Source organism: Enterobacter oligotrophicus, assembly GCF_009176645.1.
In the GTDB taxonomy this organism is placed as follows: domain Bacteria; phylum Pseudomonadota; class Gammaproteobacteria; order Enterobacterales; family Enterobacteriaceae; genus Enterobacter; species Enterobacter oligotrophicus.
Genome location: NZ_AP019007.1, coordinates 1229697 through 1245081, shown reverse-complemented (window position 1 = coordinate 1245081; position 15385 = coordinate 1229697). Strand labels below are relative to the sequence as shown.

14 protein-coding genes are annotated in these 15385 nt (G+C 56.0%); 11 read left to right on the top strand and 3 right to left on the bottom strand.

Annotated features, from left to right (window positions below; genetic code table 11):
• The first annotated feature begins 15 nt into the window (after window positions 1-15).
• The 6 genes from lepB (at window position 16) to acpS (ending at window position 4658) form a co-directional block, all read left to right on the top strand.
• The gene (gene lepB / locus EoCCA6_RS05880) at window positions 16-990 is read left to right on the top strand and encodes a signal peptidase I (RefSeq protein WP_152081885.1); all 975 of its coding nucleotides are present in this window, start codon (window positions 16-18) and stop codon (window positions 988-990) included.
• A gap of 222 nt (window positions 991-1212) precedes the next feature.
• Window positions 1213-1893 (top strand): ribonuclease III, encoded by a 681-nt coding sequence (rnc, locus tag EoCCA6_RS05875; protein WP_010434072.1) that lies wholly within the window; start codon window positions 1213-1215, stop codon window positions 1891-1893.
• A complete protein-coding gene (era, locus tag EoCCA6_RS05870) occupies window positions 1890-2795 on the top strand; it encodes a GTPase Era (protein ID WP_152081884.1) in 906 nt (301 codons plus the stop codon). The genes rnc and era overlap by 4 nt, the downstream gene beginning before the upstream one ends.
• An 11-nt stretch (window positions 2796-2806) precedes the next feature.
• Entirely contained in the window at window positions 2807-3514 is a 708-nt protein-coding gene (recO, locus tag EoCCA6_RS05865) for a DNA repair protein RecO (protein WP_152081883.1), read from the top strand.
• Between the two features lie 32 nt (window positions 3515-3546).
• On the top strand, window positions 3547-4278 hold the full coding sequence (pdxJ, locus tag EoCCA6_RS05860; RefSeq protein ID WP_152081882.1) for a pyridoxine 5'-phosphate synthase: 732 nt from the start codon (window positions 3547-3549) through the stop codon (window positions 4276-4278).
• Window positions 4278-4658 (top strand): holo-ACP synthase, encoded by a 381-nt coding sequence (acpS, locus tag EoCCA6_RS05855; protein ID WP_152081881.1) that lies wholly within the window; start codon window positions 4278-4280, stop codon window positions 4656-4658. Before pdxJ ends, acpS begins: the two co-directional genes overlap by 1 nt.
• Here the strand turns inward: acpS and EoCCA6_RS05850 are convergent.
• Together EoCCA6_RS05850 and EoCCA6_RS05845 are read right to left on the bottom strand one after the other, a co-directional pair.
• The gene (locus EoCCA6_RS05850) at window positions 4655-4915 is read right to left on the bottom strand and encodes a YfhL family 4Fe-4S dicluster ferredoxin (RefSeq protein WP_008502177.1); all 261 of its coding nucleotides are present in this window, start codon (window positions 4913-4915) and stop codon (window positions 4655-4657) included. The two genes, acpS and EoCCA6_RS05850, sit on opposite strands and share 4 nt — an antisense overlap.
• A gap of 56 nt (window positions 4916-4971) precedes the next feature.
• Window positions 4972-5820: a MurR/RpiR family transcriptional regulator gene (locus tag EoCCA6_RS05845; RefSeq protein WP_152081880.1), complete on the bottom strand. Its 849-nt coding sequence runs from the start codon at window positions 5818-5820 to the stop codon at window positions 4972-4974.
• A gap of 118 nt (window positions 5821-5938) precedes the next feature.
• On the opposite strand from EoCCA6_RS05845, the gene murQ reads away from it, so the two are divergent.
• From murQ to tadA, 4 genes are read left to right on the top strand one after another with little or no spacing between them, the layout of a single operon-like run.
• Window positions 5939-6832 (top strand): N-acetylmuramic acid 6-phosphate etherase, encoded by an 894-nt coding sequence (gene murQ, locus EoCCA6_RS05840; protein WP_152081879.1) that lies wholly within the window; start codon window positions 5939-5941, stop codon window positions 6830-6832.
• 11 nt (window positions 6833-6843) lie between these two features.
• The gene (locus EoCCA6_RS05835; RefSeq protein WP_152081878.1) at window positions 6844-8205 is read left to right on the top strand and encodes a PTS transporter subunit EIIC; all 1362 of its coding nucleotides are present in this window, start codon (window positions 6844-6846) and stop codon (window positions 8203-8205) included.
• Between the two features lie 3 nt (window positions 8206-8208).
• Entirely contained in the window at window positions 8209-8844 is a 636-nt protein-coding gene (gene yfhb / locus EoCCA6_RS05830) for a phosphatidylglycerophosphatase C (protein ID WP_152081877.1), read from the top strand.
• 57 nt (window positions 8845-8901) lie between these two features.
• On the top strand, window positions 8902-9408 hold the full coding sequence (tadA, locus tag EoCCA6_RS05825; RefSeq protein WP_215723672.1) for a tRNA adenosine(34) deaminase TadA: 507 nt from the start codon (window positions 8902-8904) through the stop codon (window positions 9406-9408).
• Here tadA and mltF read toward each other — a convergent pair.
• Window positions 9296-10846: a membrane-bound lytic murein transglycosylase MltF gene (mltF, locus tag EoCCA6_RS05820; protein WP_152081875.1), complete on the bottom strand. Its 1551-nt coding sequence runs from the start codon at window positions 10844-10846 to the stop codon at window positions 9296-9298. The two genes, tadA and mltF, sit on opposite strands and share 113 nt — an antisense overlap.
• A 267-nt stretch (window positions 10847-11113) precedes the next feature.
• Between mltF and purL the strand changes: the two genes are divergently transcribed.
• The gene (purL, locus tag EoCCA6_RS05810; RefSeq protein ID WP_152081873.1) at window positions 11114-15001 is read left to right on the top strand and encodes a phosphoribosylformylglycinamidine synthase; all 3888 of its coding nucleotides are present in this window, start codon (window positions 11114-11116) and stop codon (window positions 14999-15001) included.
• Window positions 15002-15385 lie beyond the last annotated feature (384 nt).

The following is a 15385-nucleotide window of genomic DNA, read 5'->3' as shown; positions in this document are numbered from 1 at the left end:
CCTTAAGGAGTTGGCATGGCGAACATGTTTGCCCTGATCCTGGTCATTGCTACCCTGGTGACAGGGCTGTTGTGGTGTCTGGATAAGTTTATTTTCGCTCCAAAACGTCGTGAACGTCAGGCAGCCGCGCAGGCCGCCACGGGCGATGGGCTTGACGCGAAAACCCTGAAGAAAGTCGGCCCGAAACCGGGCTGGCTGGAGACGGGGGCATCGGTATTTCCGGTGCTGGCGATTGTTCTGGTCGTTCGTTCGTTTATTTACGAACCGTTCCAGATCCCGTCAGGTTCAATGATGCCAACGCTGCTGATTGGCGATTTTATTCTGGTCGAGAAGTTTGCCTATGGCATTAAAGATCCGATCTACCAGAAAACGCTGATCGAAACGGGTCATCCGAAACGTGGCGACATCGTGGTGTTTAAATATCCGGAAGATCCGCGCCTGGACTACATCAAGCGCGCGGTGGGGCTGCCGGGTGATAAAGTCACCTACGATCCGGTTGCCAAAGAAGTGACCGTCCAGCCGGGCTGCAGCTCCGGTACGGCGTGCGAAAATGCACTGCCAATTACTTACTCTGACGTTGAGCCGAGTGATTTTGTGCAGACTTTTGCCCGTCGTAACGGCGGCGAAGCGACCAGCGGTTTCTTCCAGGTTCCGAAAGGCGAGACCAAAGAGAACGGTATTCGCCTGGTGGAGCGCAAAGAGACGCTGGGCGACGTAACGCACCGTATTCTGACTGTGCCTGTCGCGCAGGATCAACTGGGCATGTATTACCAGCAGCCGGGCCAGCAGCTGGCAACCTGGATTGTGCCGCCGGGACACTACTTCATGATGGGTGATAACCGCGATAACTCCGCGGACAGCCGTTACTGGGGCTTTGTGCCGGAAGCCAATCTGGTGGGTAAAGCCACTGCAATCTGGATGAGTTTTGAGAAACAGGAAGGCGAATGGCCGACCGGTGTACGCCTGAATCGTATTGGCGGAATCCATTAATTCTCAATAATTGAACGCGTAGCCGCAGTTATTTGCGGCTACGTGAATTATTTCGGCGATAAATCTCTTTGGACTAACGACATCCCCTGTCGTTGTGTATAGAATATTCCCCCGAAGTTTAAGGTTGGCCCTGCAAAGGTGCCACGGCACACGAAACCGCGTTGGTTTTCTCAGGTCGGTTTCGTGTGCTGCATTTTTGACGCATTTATTTATTGGTATCGCATGAACCCCATCGTAATTAATCGGCTTCAACGGAAGCTGGGCTACACTTTTCATCATCAGGAGTTGTTGCAACAGGCATTAACCCATCGCAGTGCCAGCAGCAAACATAATGAGCGTCTCGAGTTTTTAGGCGACTCTATTTTAAGTTTCGTGATTGCAAATGCGCTTTATCATCGTTTCCCACGCGTGGACGAAGGTGACATGAGCCGTATGCGCGCCACGCTGGTGCGGGGTAACACCCTTGCGGAAATCGCACGTGAATTTGAGCTGGGTGAATGTCTGCGTCTCGGGCCGGGTGAACTGAAAAGCGGTGGCTTCCGCCGTGAATCTATTCTTGCCGATACGGTCGAAGCCTTAATCGGTGGCGTTTTCCTGGACAGCGATATCCAGACCGTAGAAAAACTGATCCTGAACTGGTATCAGAGCCGTCTGGACGAAATCAGTCCGGGCGATAAACAAAAAGATCCGAAAACGCGTTTGCAGGAATATTTGCAGGGTCGTCATCTCCCGCTGCCATCTTATCTGGTGGTGCAGGTACGTGGCGAAGCGCACGATCAGGAATTTACCATCCATTGCCAGGTCAGTGGTCTGAGTGAACCGGTGGTTGGCACAGGTTCAAGCCGTCGTAAGGCGGAACAGGCTGCCGCCGAACAGGCGTTAAAAATGCTGGAGCTGGAATGAGCGAAGAAAAAACCTATTGCGGATTTATTGCCATCGTCGGACGTCCGAACGTTGGTAAATCCACCCTGTTGAATAACCTGCTTGGGCAGAAGATTTCAATCACCTCGCGTAAGGCGCAGACCACGCGTCACCGTATCGTGGGCATCCATACTGAGGGCGCGTATCAGGCGATTTACGTCGATACCCCAGGCCTGCATATGGAAGAAAAACGTGCGATAAACCGCCTGATGAACAAAGCGGCGAGCAGCTCCATTGGCGATGTCGAGCTGGTCATTTTCGTTGTGGAAGGCACCCGCTGGACGGCTGACGATGAAATGGTGCTGAACAAGCTGCGCGATGGTAAAGCACCGGTGATCCTCGCGGTCAACAAAGTGGACAACGTGCAGGAAAAAGCCGACCTGCTGCCGCACCTGCAGTGGCTGGGTAGCCAGATGAACTTCCTCGATATCGTCCCACTCTCAGCCGAGACTGGTCTGAACGTCGACACCATCGCGGGCATCGTGCGCAAGCATCTGCCGGAAGCAATTCACCACTTCCCGGAAGATTACATCACCGATCGCTCCCAGCGCTTTATGGCCTCTGAAATCATCCGTGAAAAGCTGATGCGTTTCCTGGGTGCTGAACTGCCGTACTCTGTGACCGTTGAAATCGAACGTTTCCAGACCAACGAGCGTGGTGGCTACGACATCAACGGCCTGATCCTCGTTGAGCGCGAAGGGCAGAAGAAGATGGTCATTGGTAACAAAGGTACCAAGATCAAAACCATCGGTATCGAAGCCCGTAAAGACATGCAGGAGATGTTCGAAGCGCCGGTCCACCTGGAGCTGTGGGTGAAAGTGAAATCCGGCTGGGCCGATGACGAGCGCGCCCTGCGCAGTCTCGGTTATGTAGACGACCTCTGAGTTAACGCTACGTGGAGGGATGGCAACGCGCCTTTGTCCTGCACAGCCGTCCGTGGAGCGAAACCAGCCTCATGCTGGACGTCTTCACGGAAGAGTCGGGTCGCGTGCGCCTTGTTGCGAAGGGCGCACGTTCCAAACGTTCCAACCTGAAAGGTGCTTTACAGCCTTTCACGCCGCTGCTGGTACGCTTTGGCGGGCGAGGGGAAGTCAAAACCCTGCGCAGTGCTGAAGCCGTCTCTCTGGCGCTTCCTCTTTCCGGCATCACGCTTTACAGCGGTTTGTATGTCAATGAACTCATCTCGCGCGTTCTTGAACATGAGACTCGCTTCTCTGAACTTTTCTTTGATTACCTGCACTGTATCCAGGCGCTTGCTGGCGCAACCGGCACGCCCGAACCAGCCCTGCGCCGGTTCGAGCTGGCATTGCTCGGCCATTTAGGATACGGCGTTGATTTTCTGCACTGTGCGGGGAGCGGAGATGAGGTGGAAGACACCATGACTTACCGCTACCGGGAAGAAAAAGGGTTTATTGCCAGCGTCGTCATCGATAACAACACCTTTACCGGGCGTCAGCTCAGGGCGCTGTATGAACGTGAATTCCCCGATCCTGATACTTTGCGCGCGGCAAAACGCTTTACCCGAATTGCGCTCAAGCCGTATCTTGGTGGTAAGCCCTTAAAGAGCCGCGAATTATTCAGGCAGTTTATGCCGAAGCGTTAGATTACTGTATTAAAAGAAAACCGAGGATTGTCATGGCTGAATTACTGTTAGGCGTCAACATTGATCACATTGCCACGCTGCGTAATGCGCGCGGCACGGCGTATCCTGATCCGGTTCAGGCGGCATTTATTGCCGAGCAGGCAGGTGCCGACGGCATTACCGTTCATCTGCGTGAAGACCGCCGCCACATCACTGACCGCGACGTGCGTATTTTGCGTCAGACGCTGGATACGCGCATGAATCTGGAGATGGCGGTCACCGAAGAGATGCTGACGATTGCCTGTGAGACGAAGCCACATTTCTGCTGCCTGGTGCCGGAAAAACGCCAGGAAGTGACCACTGAAGGCGGTCTGGATGTGGCTGGTCAACGCGACAAAATGCGTGATGCCTGCAAACGCCTGGCAGATGCGGGCATTCTGGTTTCTCTGTTCATTGACGCAGATTTCGAACAGATTAAAGCGGCGGCCGACGTGGGCGCACCGTACATCGAAATCCACACCGGCTGCTATGCCGATGCTGAAAACGATGCGGTTCAGGCCAAAGAGCTGGAACGTATCGCCAAAGCGGCCACCTACGCGGCAAGCCTGGGCCTCAAAGTGAATGCCGGTCACGGCCTGACGTACCACAACGTCAAAGCCATCGCCGCGCTGCCGGAAATGCATGAGCTGAACATCGGCCACGCCATCATTGGCCGTGCGGTGATGAGCGGCCTGAAAGAGGCCGTATCAGAGATGAAACGCCTGATGCTGGAAGCGCGTCAGTAATGGCTATTCTGGGCTTAGGCACCGATATCGTTGAAATAGCCCGCATTGAAGCGGTGATCGCCCGTAGCGGCGATCGCCTGGCGAGACGCGTGCTGAGCGATAACGAATGGGCCATCTGGGAAGCACACCAGCAGCCGGTACGTTTTCTGGCAAAGCGTTTTGCGGTAAAAGAGGCGGCGGCCAAAGCCTTCGGGACGGGGATTCGTAACGGTCTGGCGTTTAACCAGTTTGAAGTGTTTAACGATGAACTGGGTAAACCACGCCTGCGCTTATGGGGCGAGGCGCTAAAGCTGGCAGAGAAACTCGGCGTGAATCACATGCATGTGACGCTTGCGGATGAACGCCACTACGCCTGCGCGACGGTGATCATCGAGAGTTAAAGTTTGTCTGCGTGATGCATCAGGACAAACTTGTCCCACAACTGCTCTTCGCTTTCGACGTGTGCCGGATCTTTCAGGATCGTGTTGGGGATGGGGCACACTTTCTGGCAGGTCGGCGTCTCATAGTGGCCGATGCACTCGGTGCAGCGGTCGCTGTTAATCTCATAAATGCTGTCGCCCATCGAAATGGCCTGGTTAGGACATTCGGGTTCGCACATATCGCAATTGATGCATTTTTTGGTGATTAACAGCGCCATCAGGAAATTCTCAGAAACATCACAAACAGGGCGGGCATTATACGCTCATTCGTTGCTCAAACCAGTTTTTTTACCAGCTCTTCACTGTGACGAATGCGCTCCGGCGCATGCTCCAGATCCTGTTGCACCAGTGCCATAAACAGCAGATCGGTCAGCATCATTTGCGCACTGGTGGACGAGATTGCCGCACTGCGCGTGGCCTGCTCTTCAGCGATGGTATACAGGCACCGCGTTGCCCGCTGCTGCAGCGCGTTGGGTGTAAAACCGGTGATCGCCAGAATTTTACCGCCGACGCGCAGGGCTTCGTCGGTGGCCATATTGATCTCACGGCGTTCGCCGGAATAGGAGATCGCCAGCAGCAGATCGTCAGCAGTCATCGCCTGAACGGTCGCCAGCAGGGCGTGCATGTCCTGCTCAACGATCGCGTTGTAACCGATTTTCGTCAGCTTCCAGCCAAAATTACGCGCCACCAGCCCGGATGCGCCAATCCCGGTTAATACAATGCGCCGTGCAGTGCGGAGCATCGCCACGCTTTCCAGTAATTTCTCTTCGGTATTCACATCAAGCGTGGCGTGCATCGCCGCCACGTTCTCTTTGATGAGTTTTTCGCCCACCAGACGCATCGGGTCATCGCCGCGGATTTGGTTATGTACCGGCATTGATTGCGGATTGGGATTGCTCGCCAGCGCTTCGCTAATCGCCAGCTTCAGTGCCGGAAAGCCCTTAAACCCAATCTTCTGGGCAAATTTCACCACGCTGGACTGGCTAACGCCAGCTTCGCTTGCCAGCTGCTGAGAACTGAGATGGCGCGCACGATCGGGTTGGGCGAGCAAAAAGTCAGCCAGCTTCTTGTCGCTCTGAGCAAAGCCCGCGTAACGCTGGCGAATGCGGATTAAACAGTTCATACGGTCTCCTGGCGAAAATGTGATTGCCCGCGCAAATACGAATTTTGCTCGCCTGAATGAATTTTATATTCCATTATAGTGTGATTATTATGAATTAAAAATTCTTGAGGTACAAAAAATGAATCTTGGCTCACTTGTTTCTGAAACGCGTAACCCGCAAACCATGGATCTGGATGCTCTCTCCACGCTGGAGCTGGTTAACCGTTTTAATCAACAGGATACGCTGGTCGCGCAGGCAGTGAAAGAGACATTGCCAGAGGTTGCGAAGGCAGTCGATGCCGCCGCCGCCGCACTGAAGGCCGGTGGTCGCATTATTTACATGGGGGCGGGAACCAGCGGACGTCTTGGTGTTCTGGATGCGTCCGAATGTCCACCGACCTTTGGCGTGCCGCACGGCCTGGTGGTCGGGCTGATTGCCGGTGGTCCTGGCGCGCTGCTGAAAGCGGTTGAAGGGGCGGAAGATAACAAACAGCTCGGCGAAGATGACCTGAAAGCGCTGAACCTGACCGCACAGGATCTGGTTGTCGGGCTGGCGGCATCCGGGCGCACGCCATACGTCATCGGCGGCCTGGAATACGCTAATCAGACCGGCTGCACAACCGTCGCCATCTCCTGTAACCCTGGCTCACCAATAGCGCAGGTGGCCGCTATTGCTATCTCCCCGGTCGTTGGGCCAGAAGCGCTCACCGGCTCCACGCGCCTGAAATCCGGGACCGCACAAAAGCTGGTGCTCAACATGATCTCAACAGGCGCGATGGTGAAGTTTGGCAAGGTTTACCAGAACCTGATGGTGGATATGCAAGCGACCAACATCAAGCTGGTGGACAGGGCGTGCCGTATGGTGATGGAAGCGACAGGCGCGAGTCGTGAAGAGGCGGAAGCGGTCCTGAAACAAACCGATCACGACGTTAAACCGGCCATTCTGATGATATTAAGCGGGCTGGACGCTGCGGCTGCAAGAGCCAGACTCGATGCACATCAAGGGTTCTTGCGGGCTGCTTTAGAAAACTAGAAGAGGCGAGTATGGAAAAAACAGCAGCGCTCGCCAGCGATATCCTGCAGGGGATCGGTGGAGAAGAGAATATTCAGCGTCTGGAAAACTGCATGACGCGTGTGCGCGTTGAGGTGCATGACGACGACCGGCTTGACCTGTCGCGTCTTAAGCAACTCTCCGGTGTGAGCGGGTATGTCAAACAGGGGCAACAGCACCAGTTGATTGTCGGACCAGGCAAGGCGGCGAAGGTCGTCGATGCCATGCGTGCGCTAATGGGCGGTGAAGCCACCGTGTCGCTTAATGATGCCCAACGCACCAAAGCCGAGGCTAAAGCCAAATACAAAGCCCCGATGAGCGATGCGCTGCGACAGCTGGCGAATGTCTTTATTCCCCTGATCCCGGCGTTTATTGCCTCTGGTTTGATTACCGGGATTATCAATATCCTCAGGCGGCCGGATATCGTGGGGGATTTTGCCACGCATTATCCGAACCTGCTGGGTATTCTCGGGATCTTCGGCAGCGCTGTTTTTGCCATCATGAACATTCTGGTGGGGGTAAACACGGCGAAAGTGTTTGGTGGTTCACTGGCGATGGGCGGCGTGATGGCGGGCATTCTTTCCAGTCCGCAGCTGGCGCAAATTACGCTCTTCGGCGAGGCGCTACAGCCTGGTCGTGGTGGCGTCATCGCGGTGCTGCTGGTGGTCATCCTGATGTGCTGGGTTGAGAAAAAGCTGCGTGCCATGCTGCCTGGCTCGATTGAGCTTATCCTTAATCCGCTGCTCACGACGCTTATTACTGGCAGCGTGGCCATCGTTGCCCTGCAACCGCTGGGCGGTTGGATCTCGGAATCGATTGCCCACGGAGCCTCTCTGGCAATCGATCGCGGTGGATTACTGGTCGGGGCGGTGCTGTCGGGGACGTTCCTGCCGCTGGTATTGACCGGGCTGCACCAGGGGATGGTGCCCATCCACGTCGAGCTGGTACAGGCGCATGGTTACAATGCCCTGCTGCCGATCCTGTCGATGGCGGGTGTGGGGCAGGTCGGTGCGGCCATTGCGGTATTGATGAAAACCCGCAACGCACGTCTGAAAAAGGTGATTAAAGGGGCGTTGCCGGTCGGATTGCTCGGCATTGGCGAACCGTTGATTTTCGGCGTCACGCTGCCGCTCGGTAAACCATTCCTGGCTGCGTGTCTGGGCGGTGCAGTAGGCGGCGCGCTCATCAGCTACTGGAAAGTAGCAACGGTCATCACCTTTGGCATTTCGGGTTTGCCGCTGGCATTAACCATCGTAACCGGAAAAGTCATGCTCTATCTGTTAGGCTATCTGGTAGCGGTGATCGCCGGGTTCCTGTTTACCTGGCTGGCAGGATTCAACGACCCAGAGGAGTAAGGTTTGGCAAATCACGAGCGTCGCGTTGTCTTTTTTGACCTGGATGGAACGCTGCATCAGCAGGATATGTTTGGTACGTTTATGCGCTACCTGTTGCGGCGTCAGCCTCTGAATGCGTTGCTCGTATTACCGCTCTTACCCGTGATTGGCATTGCGCTGCTGGTGAAAGGCCGTGCAGCGCGATGGCCCATGAGCTTGCTGCTGTGGGGATGTACCTTTGGTCACAGCGAAACACGGCTTAAACAGCTCGAACAGGATTTTGCTCACTGGTTTCGCGGTCATGTCGCCGCGTTTCCCGTGGTGCAGGAACGCCTCACCAGTTATCTCGATGCGAATGATGCTGATATCTGGTTGATTACCGGCTCGCCGCAGCCGCTGGTGGAGCAGGTCTATTTTGATACGCCGTGGTTGCCACGCGTCAATCTCATTGCCACACAGACTGCGCGAGCCTACGGCGGCTGGGTACTGACCATGCGCTGTCTGGGCCACGAAAAAGTGGTGCAACTGGAGAAACGGATCGGCACACCGCTGCGTCTTTATAGCGGCTACAGCGACAGCAAGCAGGACAACCCGCTGCTCTATTTTTGCCAGCACCGCTGGCGCGTCACGCCGCTGGGTGAACTTCAGCAACTCGAATAGTCTTATCTGTAGTGGCTGTGTATAATGCCGCCCGCTTTTCGACTGGAGTACCAACCCTTGTCCAACCCTGAACTCAATCATGAATACTGGATGCGCCACGCGCTAACGCTTGCTCAACGCGCCTGGGATGAGGGTGAAGTGCCCGTGGGCGCGGTGCTGGTCCATAACAATCAGGTGATTGGGGAAGGGTGGAATCGTCCTATTGGCCGTCACGACCCTACCGCACATGCTGAAATCATGGCGTTACGTCAGGGCGGGCTGGTGCTGCAAAACTATCGCCTGCTCGATACCACGCTGTATGTCACGCTGGAACCCTGCGTGATGTGCTCAGGCGCGATGGTGCACAGCCGGATTGGTACGCTGGTCTTTGGTGCGCGGGATGAAAAAACCGGTGCGGCAGGCTCACTGCTGGACGTGCTCGGTCATCCGGGCATGAATCATCAGGTGAAAACTATCGGCGGGGTACTTGCACCAGAGTGTTCGGGTCTATTGAGTGACTTCTTTCGAATGCGCCGGCAGCAGAAAAAGCAACAAAAGGCAGAATTGAAGCTGCAGGACGATTAACCTCTTCGGGAGCCACCACCGGGTAGCTCTGCGCCAGCTGTTTTGCCTCAGCCGCCTTTTTTTCCTTCTCCAGCAGATATCCGACCAGGCTAATCTGATATTTACGAATATTCTCCACGTAGGCGTAGGCTTCATGCCCGCGCGCATAGCCGTAGGTCAGTTTGTTGTACCACGGCTTCTGGCTCAACAGTGGCAGGCGCTGTTTTACGTCTGACCAGCTGTCCGGGTTGCCTTTCGTCTTTGCGGTCAATGCGCGCGCATCCAGCATATGCGCATAACCCAGGTTGTAAGCCGCCAGCGCAAACCAGATCCGTTCTTCTTCCGGCACCGTTTCCGGGACTTTAGCCATCATATCCTGCAGATATTGAGCACCACCGCTAATGCTTTGCTCCGCATCGGTTCGGTCGTTAACGCCCAGACTCAGTGCGGTATTTTTGGTCAACATCATCAATCCACGCACGCCAGTGGGCGACGTGGCCTGGGTGTCCCAGTGCGACTCCTGATACGAGATAGCCGCCAGCAGCCGCCAGTCAATCTGCCGGGCGTATTTCTCGAACAAGGGCTGAAGGTCAGGCAGTACGCTATCCACCGCGCGCAGGAAGCTGCGGGTATCGACGTAATCGAAGTCGTCACCGTGGCCGAGATATTTCTCTTCCAGACGCGCCAGCGTGCCGTCTTCATTGATGGTGTTAAAGAAATCGAGCATCGCCGCAGAGACGGTCTGATCGTTATCTGACTGGGTAAACCAGGTGACCGGTTGTTCATCGGTGACATCCAGCGCCACGGCGATTTCAGGGTGAACGCGCTGAAAAAGACTAATCGCCACCGAATCGGCAATGGTGTAGGGCAGCTTCTTGTCCTTCACCTGCTCCAGCAACGCGTTGGTGCCGAGTCTGGGATCTACCGTCCAACTGAGATCCGGGTATTTCTTCTCCTTCAACTCGCGCAGGTCGTCAATCACCACATGGCCAGGGGCGATGGTTAATTGCTGATCGGTAATTGCGGCAAGCGAGCGCGGGCGCAGGCTCCCGACGCGATACACCAGCTGCTGCGAAACGGAGTAATAGGTCGGGCCTGGTTGATAGTTCTTGCTCCGTTCGCTGTTGTACACCAGCCCGGCGGCAAGAATATCGGCATCGTTATTATCCAGGTCATCAAACAACTGGCTGATGTTCTGACGCACGGTTACTTTTAGCTTCACGCCGAGGTAGTCGGCAAACTGCTGGGCCAGTTCATAATCCAGACCGATGGTTTTGCCGTTAATATCACTGTAGATAAGCGGGGAGCTGAGGGTACTGACACGCAACTCCCCCCGCTCCTGAATGGCGGCGATACGGTTTTCGGCTTTGCCGAACCAGGGGATTGAAGGCCAGAGGGCCACTGCCAACAGCAACGTAACAATGCCGATGAGCAGATAATTAATCTTTAATTTTTTCAATTAGTTAATTCTCTGCGACGCCGGTTGCCTCAGTGTGCTGTAGCCATGATAAGAATAAGGTTTGCCATTGAATGAGCGGCATTTTGCGCAAACTTGCGCCAGTTGGCAACCAATTAGAGAGACAGGTCACATCTATTGTTAAAGGTAAACGTCGATTTTATTTCGACGCAAACGGTTTCGTCGGCGCTCAGGATTCTCTATAATGACGCCCGTTTTCCCCCCTTGCGCACACTGTAAGCGCCCCGGCGCTTCGAAGACGAGAGACTTATGATGGAAATTCTGCGTGGTTCGCCTGCACTGTCTGCCTTCCGTATTAACAAACTGCTGGCACGTTTTCAGGCTGCCGACCTTCCGGTAAGCAATATTTACGCTGAGTATGTCCATTTTGCTGACCTGAATGCTCCCCTGAATGCAGAGGAACGCGTACAGCTGGAGCGCCTGCTCAAATACGGCCCAAGCCTGAGCAGCCATACGCCGACCGGTAAACTGATTCTTGCCACGCCTCGCCCTGGCACCATCTCCCCCTGGTCTTCCAAAGCCACCGACATTGCCCATAATTGCGGCCTGAACCAGATTAACCGTCTGGAGCGCGGCGTGGCGTACTACGTGGAAGCCTCCACGCTGACCGAAGAACAGTGGCAGGCCGTTGCGGCTGAACTGCACGATCGCATGATGGAGAGCGTGTTTGCCTCTCTGGACGATGCGCAGAAACTCTTCTCTCACCACCAGCCTGCGCCGGTACAGAGCGTGGACCTGCTGGGGCAGGGCCGTCAGGCGCTGATTGACGCCAACCTGCGTCTCGGCCTGGCACTCGCAGAAGATGAAATCGACTACCTTCAGGACGCGTTCGTTAAGCTCAACCGTAACCCGAACGACATTGAGCTTTATATGTTCGCGCAGGCCAACTCCGAGCACTGCCGTCATAAGATTTTCAACGCCGACTGGATCATCGACGGTGAACAGCAGCCGAAGTCGCTGTTCAAAATGATCAAAAACACCATGGAACAAACCCCTGACCACGTGCTGTCTGCCTATAAAGACAATGCCGCGGTGATGGAAGGTTCTGAGGTGGGCCGCTTCTTCGCCGATCGCGAAGCAGGGCGCTATGACTTCCACCAGGAGCCTGCGCATATCCTGATGAAGGTTGAAACCCACAACCACCCGACGGCGATCTCCCCGTGGCCAGGGGCGGCGACCGGTTCCGGCGGTGAAATCCGTGACGAAGGGGCAACCGGGCGTGGCGCGAAACCGAAAGCGGGTCTGGTGGGGTTCTCGGTATCCAACCTGCGTATTCCTGGTTTTGAACAGCCGTGGGAAGAGGATTTCGGTAAGCCAGAACGCATTGTGACCGCGCTGGATATCATGACCGAAGGCCCGCTGGGCGGCGCAGCGTTCAACAACGAATTTGGTCGCCCTGCGCTGAACGGTTACTTCCGTACCTACGAAGAGAAAGTGGACAGCCACAACGGCGAAGAGCTGCGCGGTTACCACAAACCGATCATGCTCGCGGGTGGGATCGGCAACATCCGTGCCGATCACGTGCAGAAAGGCGAGATCGTCGTCGGCGCGAAGCTGATCGTACTGGGTGGCCCGGCGATGAATATCGGTCTGGGCGGCGGTGCCGCTTCCTCTATGGCGTCCGGCCAGTCAGACGCCGATCTCGACTTCGCGTCCGTACAGCGCGACAACCCCGAGATGGAACGTCGTTGCCAGGAAGTGATTGACCGCTGCTGGCAACTGGGCGATGCCAACCCGATCCTTTTCATCCACGACGTGGGCGCGGGTGGCCTGTCCAACGCCATGCCGGAGCTGGTGAGCGACGGTGGCCGTGGCGGTCGTTTCAATCTGCGCGACATCCTGAGCGATGAGCCAGGCATGAGCCCGCTGGAAATCTGGTGTAACGAATCTCAGGAGCGCTACGTGCTGGCGGTTGCTGCGGATCAGCTTCCGCTGTTTGACGAGCTGTGCCGCCGCGAGCGCGCGCCGTATGCCGTCATCGGTGAAGCCACCGAAGAACAACACCTCTCCTTAAGCGACACCCACTTCGACAACCAGCCGATCGATCTGCCGCTGGACGTCCTGCTGGGCAAAACGCCGAAGATGACCCGCGACGTGCAAACCCGTAAAGCGGCGGGTAAAGCGCTGGATCGTCAGGACATCACCGTTGCGGAAGCCGTTAATCGCGTACTGCACCTGCCTGCGGTGGCAGAGAAAACTTTCCTCGTGACCATCGGCGACCGGACCGTGACTGGCATGGTATCGCGCGATCAGATGGTTGGCCCGTGGCAGATCCCGGTGGCTAACTGCGCCGTGACCACTGCGAGCCTCGACAGCTACTATGGCGAAGCGATGGCGCTGGGCGAACGTACCCCGGTAGCGCTGCTGGACTTCGCGGCCTCTGCCCGTCTGGCGGTGGGTGAAGCGCTGACCAACATTGCCGCGACGCAGATTGGCGATATCAAACGTATCAAACTTTCCGCCAACTGGATGGCCGCAGCCGGGCATCCTGGTGAAGATGCGGGCCTGTACGAAGCCGTCAAAGCGGTGGGTGAAGAATTGTGTCCTGCGCTTGGCCTGACCATTCCGGTAGGCAAAGACTCCATGTCGATGAAAACCCGCTGGCAGGAAGGTAACGAGCAGCGCGAAATGACCTCTCCGCTGTCGCTGGTGATCACCGCGTTTGCGCGTGTGGAAGACGTGCGTCACACCATCACGCCACAGCTCGCGACCGAAGATAACGCCCTGCTGCTGATTGACCTGGGTAAAGGCAACAATGCGCTTGGTGCCACCGCACTGGCGCAGGTTTACCGTCAACTGGGCGACAAGCCAGCAGACGTGCGCGACGTGGCGCAGCTGAAAGGCTTCTACGATGCGATTCAGGCTCTGGTGGCGCAGCGTAAGCTGCTGGCCTACCATGACCGTTCTGACGGCGGTCTGCTGGTCACGCTGGCAGAGATGGCCTTCACTGGCCACTGTGGTGTGGAAGCGAACATTGCCAGCCTGGGCGACGATCGTCTGGCGGCGCTGTTTAACGAAGAACTGGGCGCAGTGATTCAGGTGCGTGCGGCAGATCGCGATGCGGTTGAAGCGATCCTTGCGAAGCATGGTCTGGCTGACTGCGTTCACTATCTGGGTAAAGCCGTTCAGGGCGATCGCTTCGTGATTGAAGCAGACGGCCACGCGGTGTTCAGCGAAAGCCGCACCACGCTGCGTATGTGGTGGGCAGAAACCACCTGGCAGATGCAGCGCCTGCGTGATAACCCGGAATGTGCCGATCAGGAGCACGATGCGAAGGCCAACGATAACGATCCTGGCCTGAACGTGAAGCTCTCCTTCGACATCAACGAAGATATCGCCGCACCGTACATTGCGACCGGTGCGCGTCCGAAAGTGGCCGTACTGCGTGAGCAGGGCGTTAACTCTCACGTTGAGATGGCGGCCGCCTTCCACCGTGCGGGCTTTGATGCCATTGACGTTCACATGAGCGACCTGCTGGCAGGGCGTACCGGTCTGGGCGATTTCCAGGCGCTGGTGGCCTGCGGTGGTTTCTCTTACGGCGACGTGCTGGGCGCAGGTGAAGGCTGGGCGAAGTCCATCCTCTTTAACAGCCGCGTGCGCGACGAGTTCGAAACCTTCTTCCATCGCCCACAAACCCTGGCGCTGGGCGTGTGTAACGGCTGCCAGATGATGTCTAACCTGCGTGAGCTGATCCCTGGCAGTGAAGCCTGGCCGCGCTTTGTGCGTAACCAGTCTGACCGCTTTGAAGCACGTTTCAGCCTGGTGGAAGTGACGCAAAGCCCGTCTCTGCTGCTGCAGGGCATGGTGGGTTCTCAAATGCCAATCGCCGTTTCCCACGGTGAAGGGCAGGTTGAAGTACGTGATGCAGCGCATCTGGCGCAGCTTGAAAGCAAAGGTCTGGTGGCGCTGCGCTTTGTTGATAACTTCGGCAAGGTCACGGAAACCTATCCGGCTAACCCGAACGGTTCGGTGAACGGTATCACTGCGGTGACCAGCGAAAGCGGTCGTGCAACCATCATGATGCCGCACCCGGAACGTGTGTTCCGTACCGTAAGCAACTCCTGGCACCCGGAAAACTGGGGCGAGGACAGCCCGTGGATGCGCATTTTCCGCAACGCGCGTAAACAACTGGGTTAAGTTTTAGCACTATAACCCTTGCAGGCCCGGTAAGCGTGAGCGCCACCGGGCTTTTTTGTGCCTGTCGCAAAATCGCGACAATCCTCTGGTTTGAGTGTCTCTAAAAGGAGACATTTAACTTATTGATTTATATATGGCAGGACAGGTTCCCGTTAAGGTGTTGCTTAACAGCGACACTTAGCCTGAAAATCATTCAGCGCACAATGAATAGGTTAAACCAGTAAAAGTATTATATTTCAATGTGTTAATGTTGTTTTTTTCATTTTGGCACGCCTGTTGCATAATATTAACCAGTGGCTCATTCACCTTCTTATGTCAGCCCCTTCGGGACGTGCTACATAAACTTCGAATGACGCACAAAAAGGTGCCTGCCGTCCAACTACT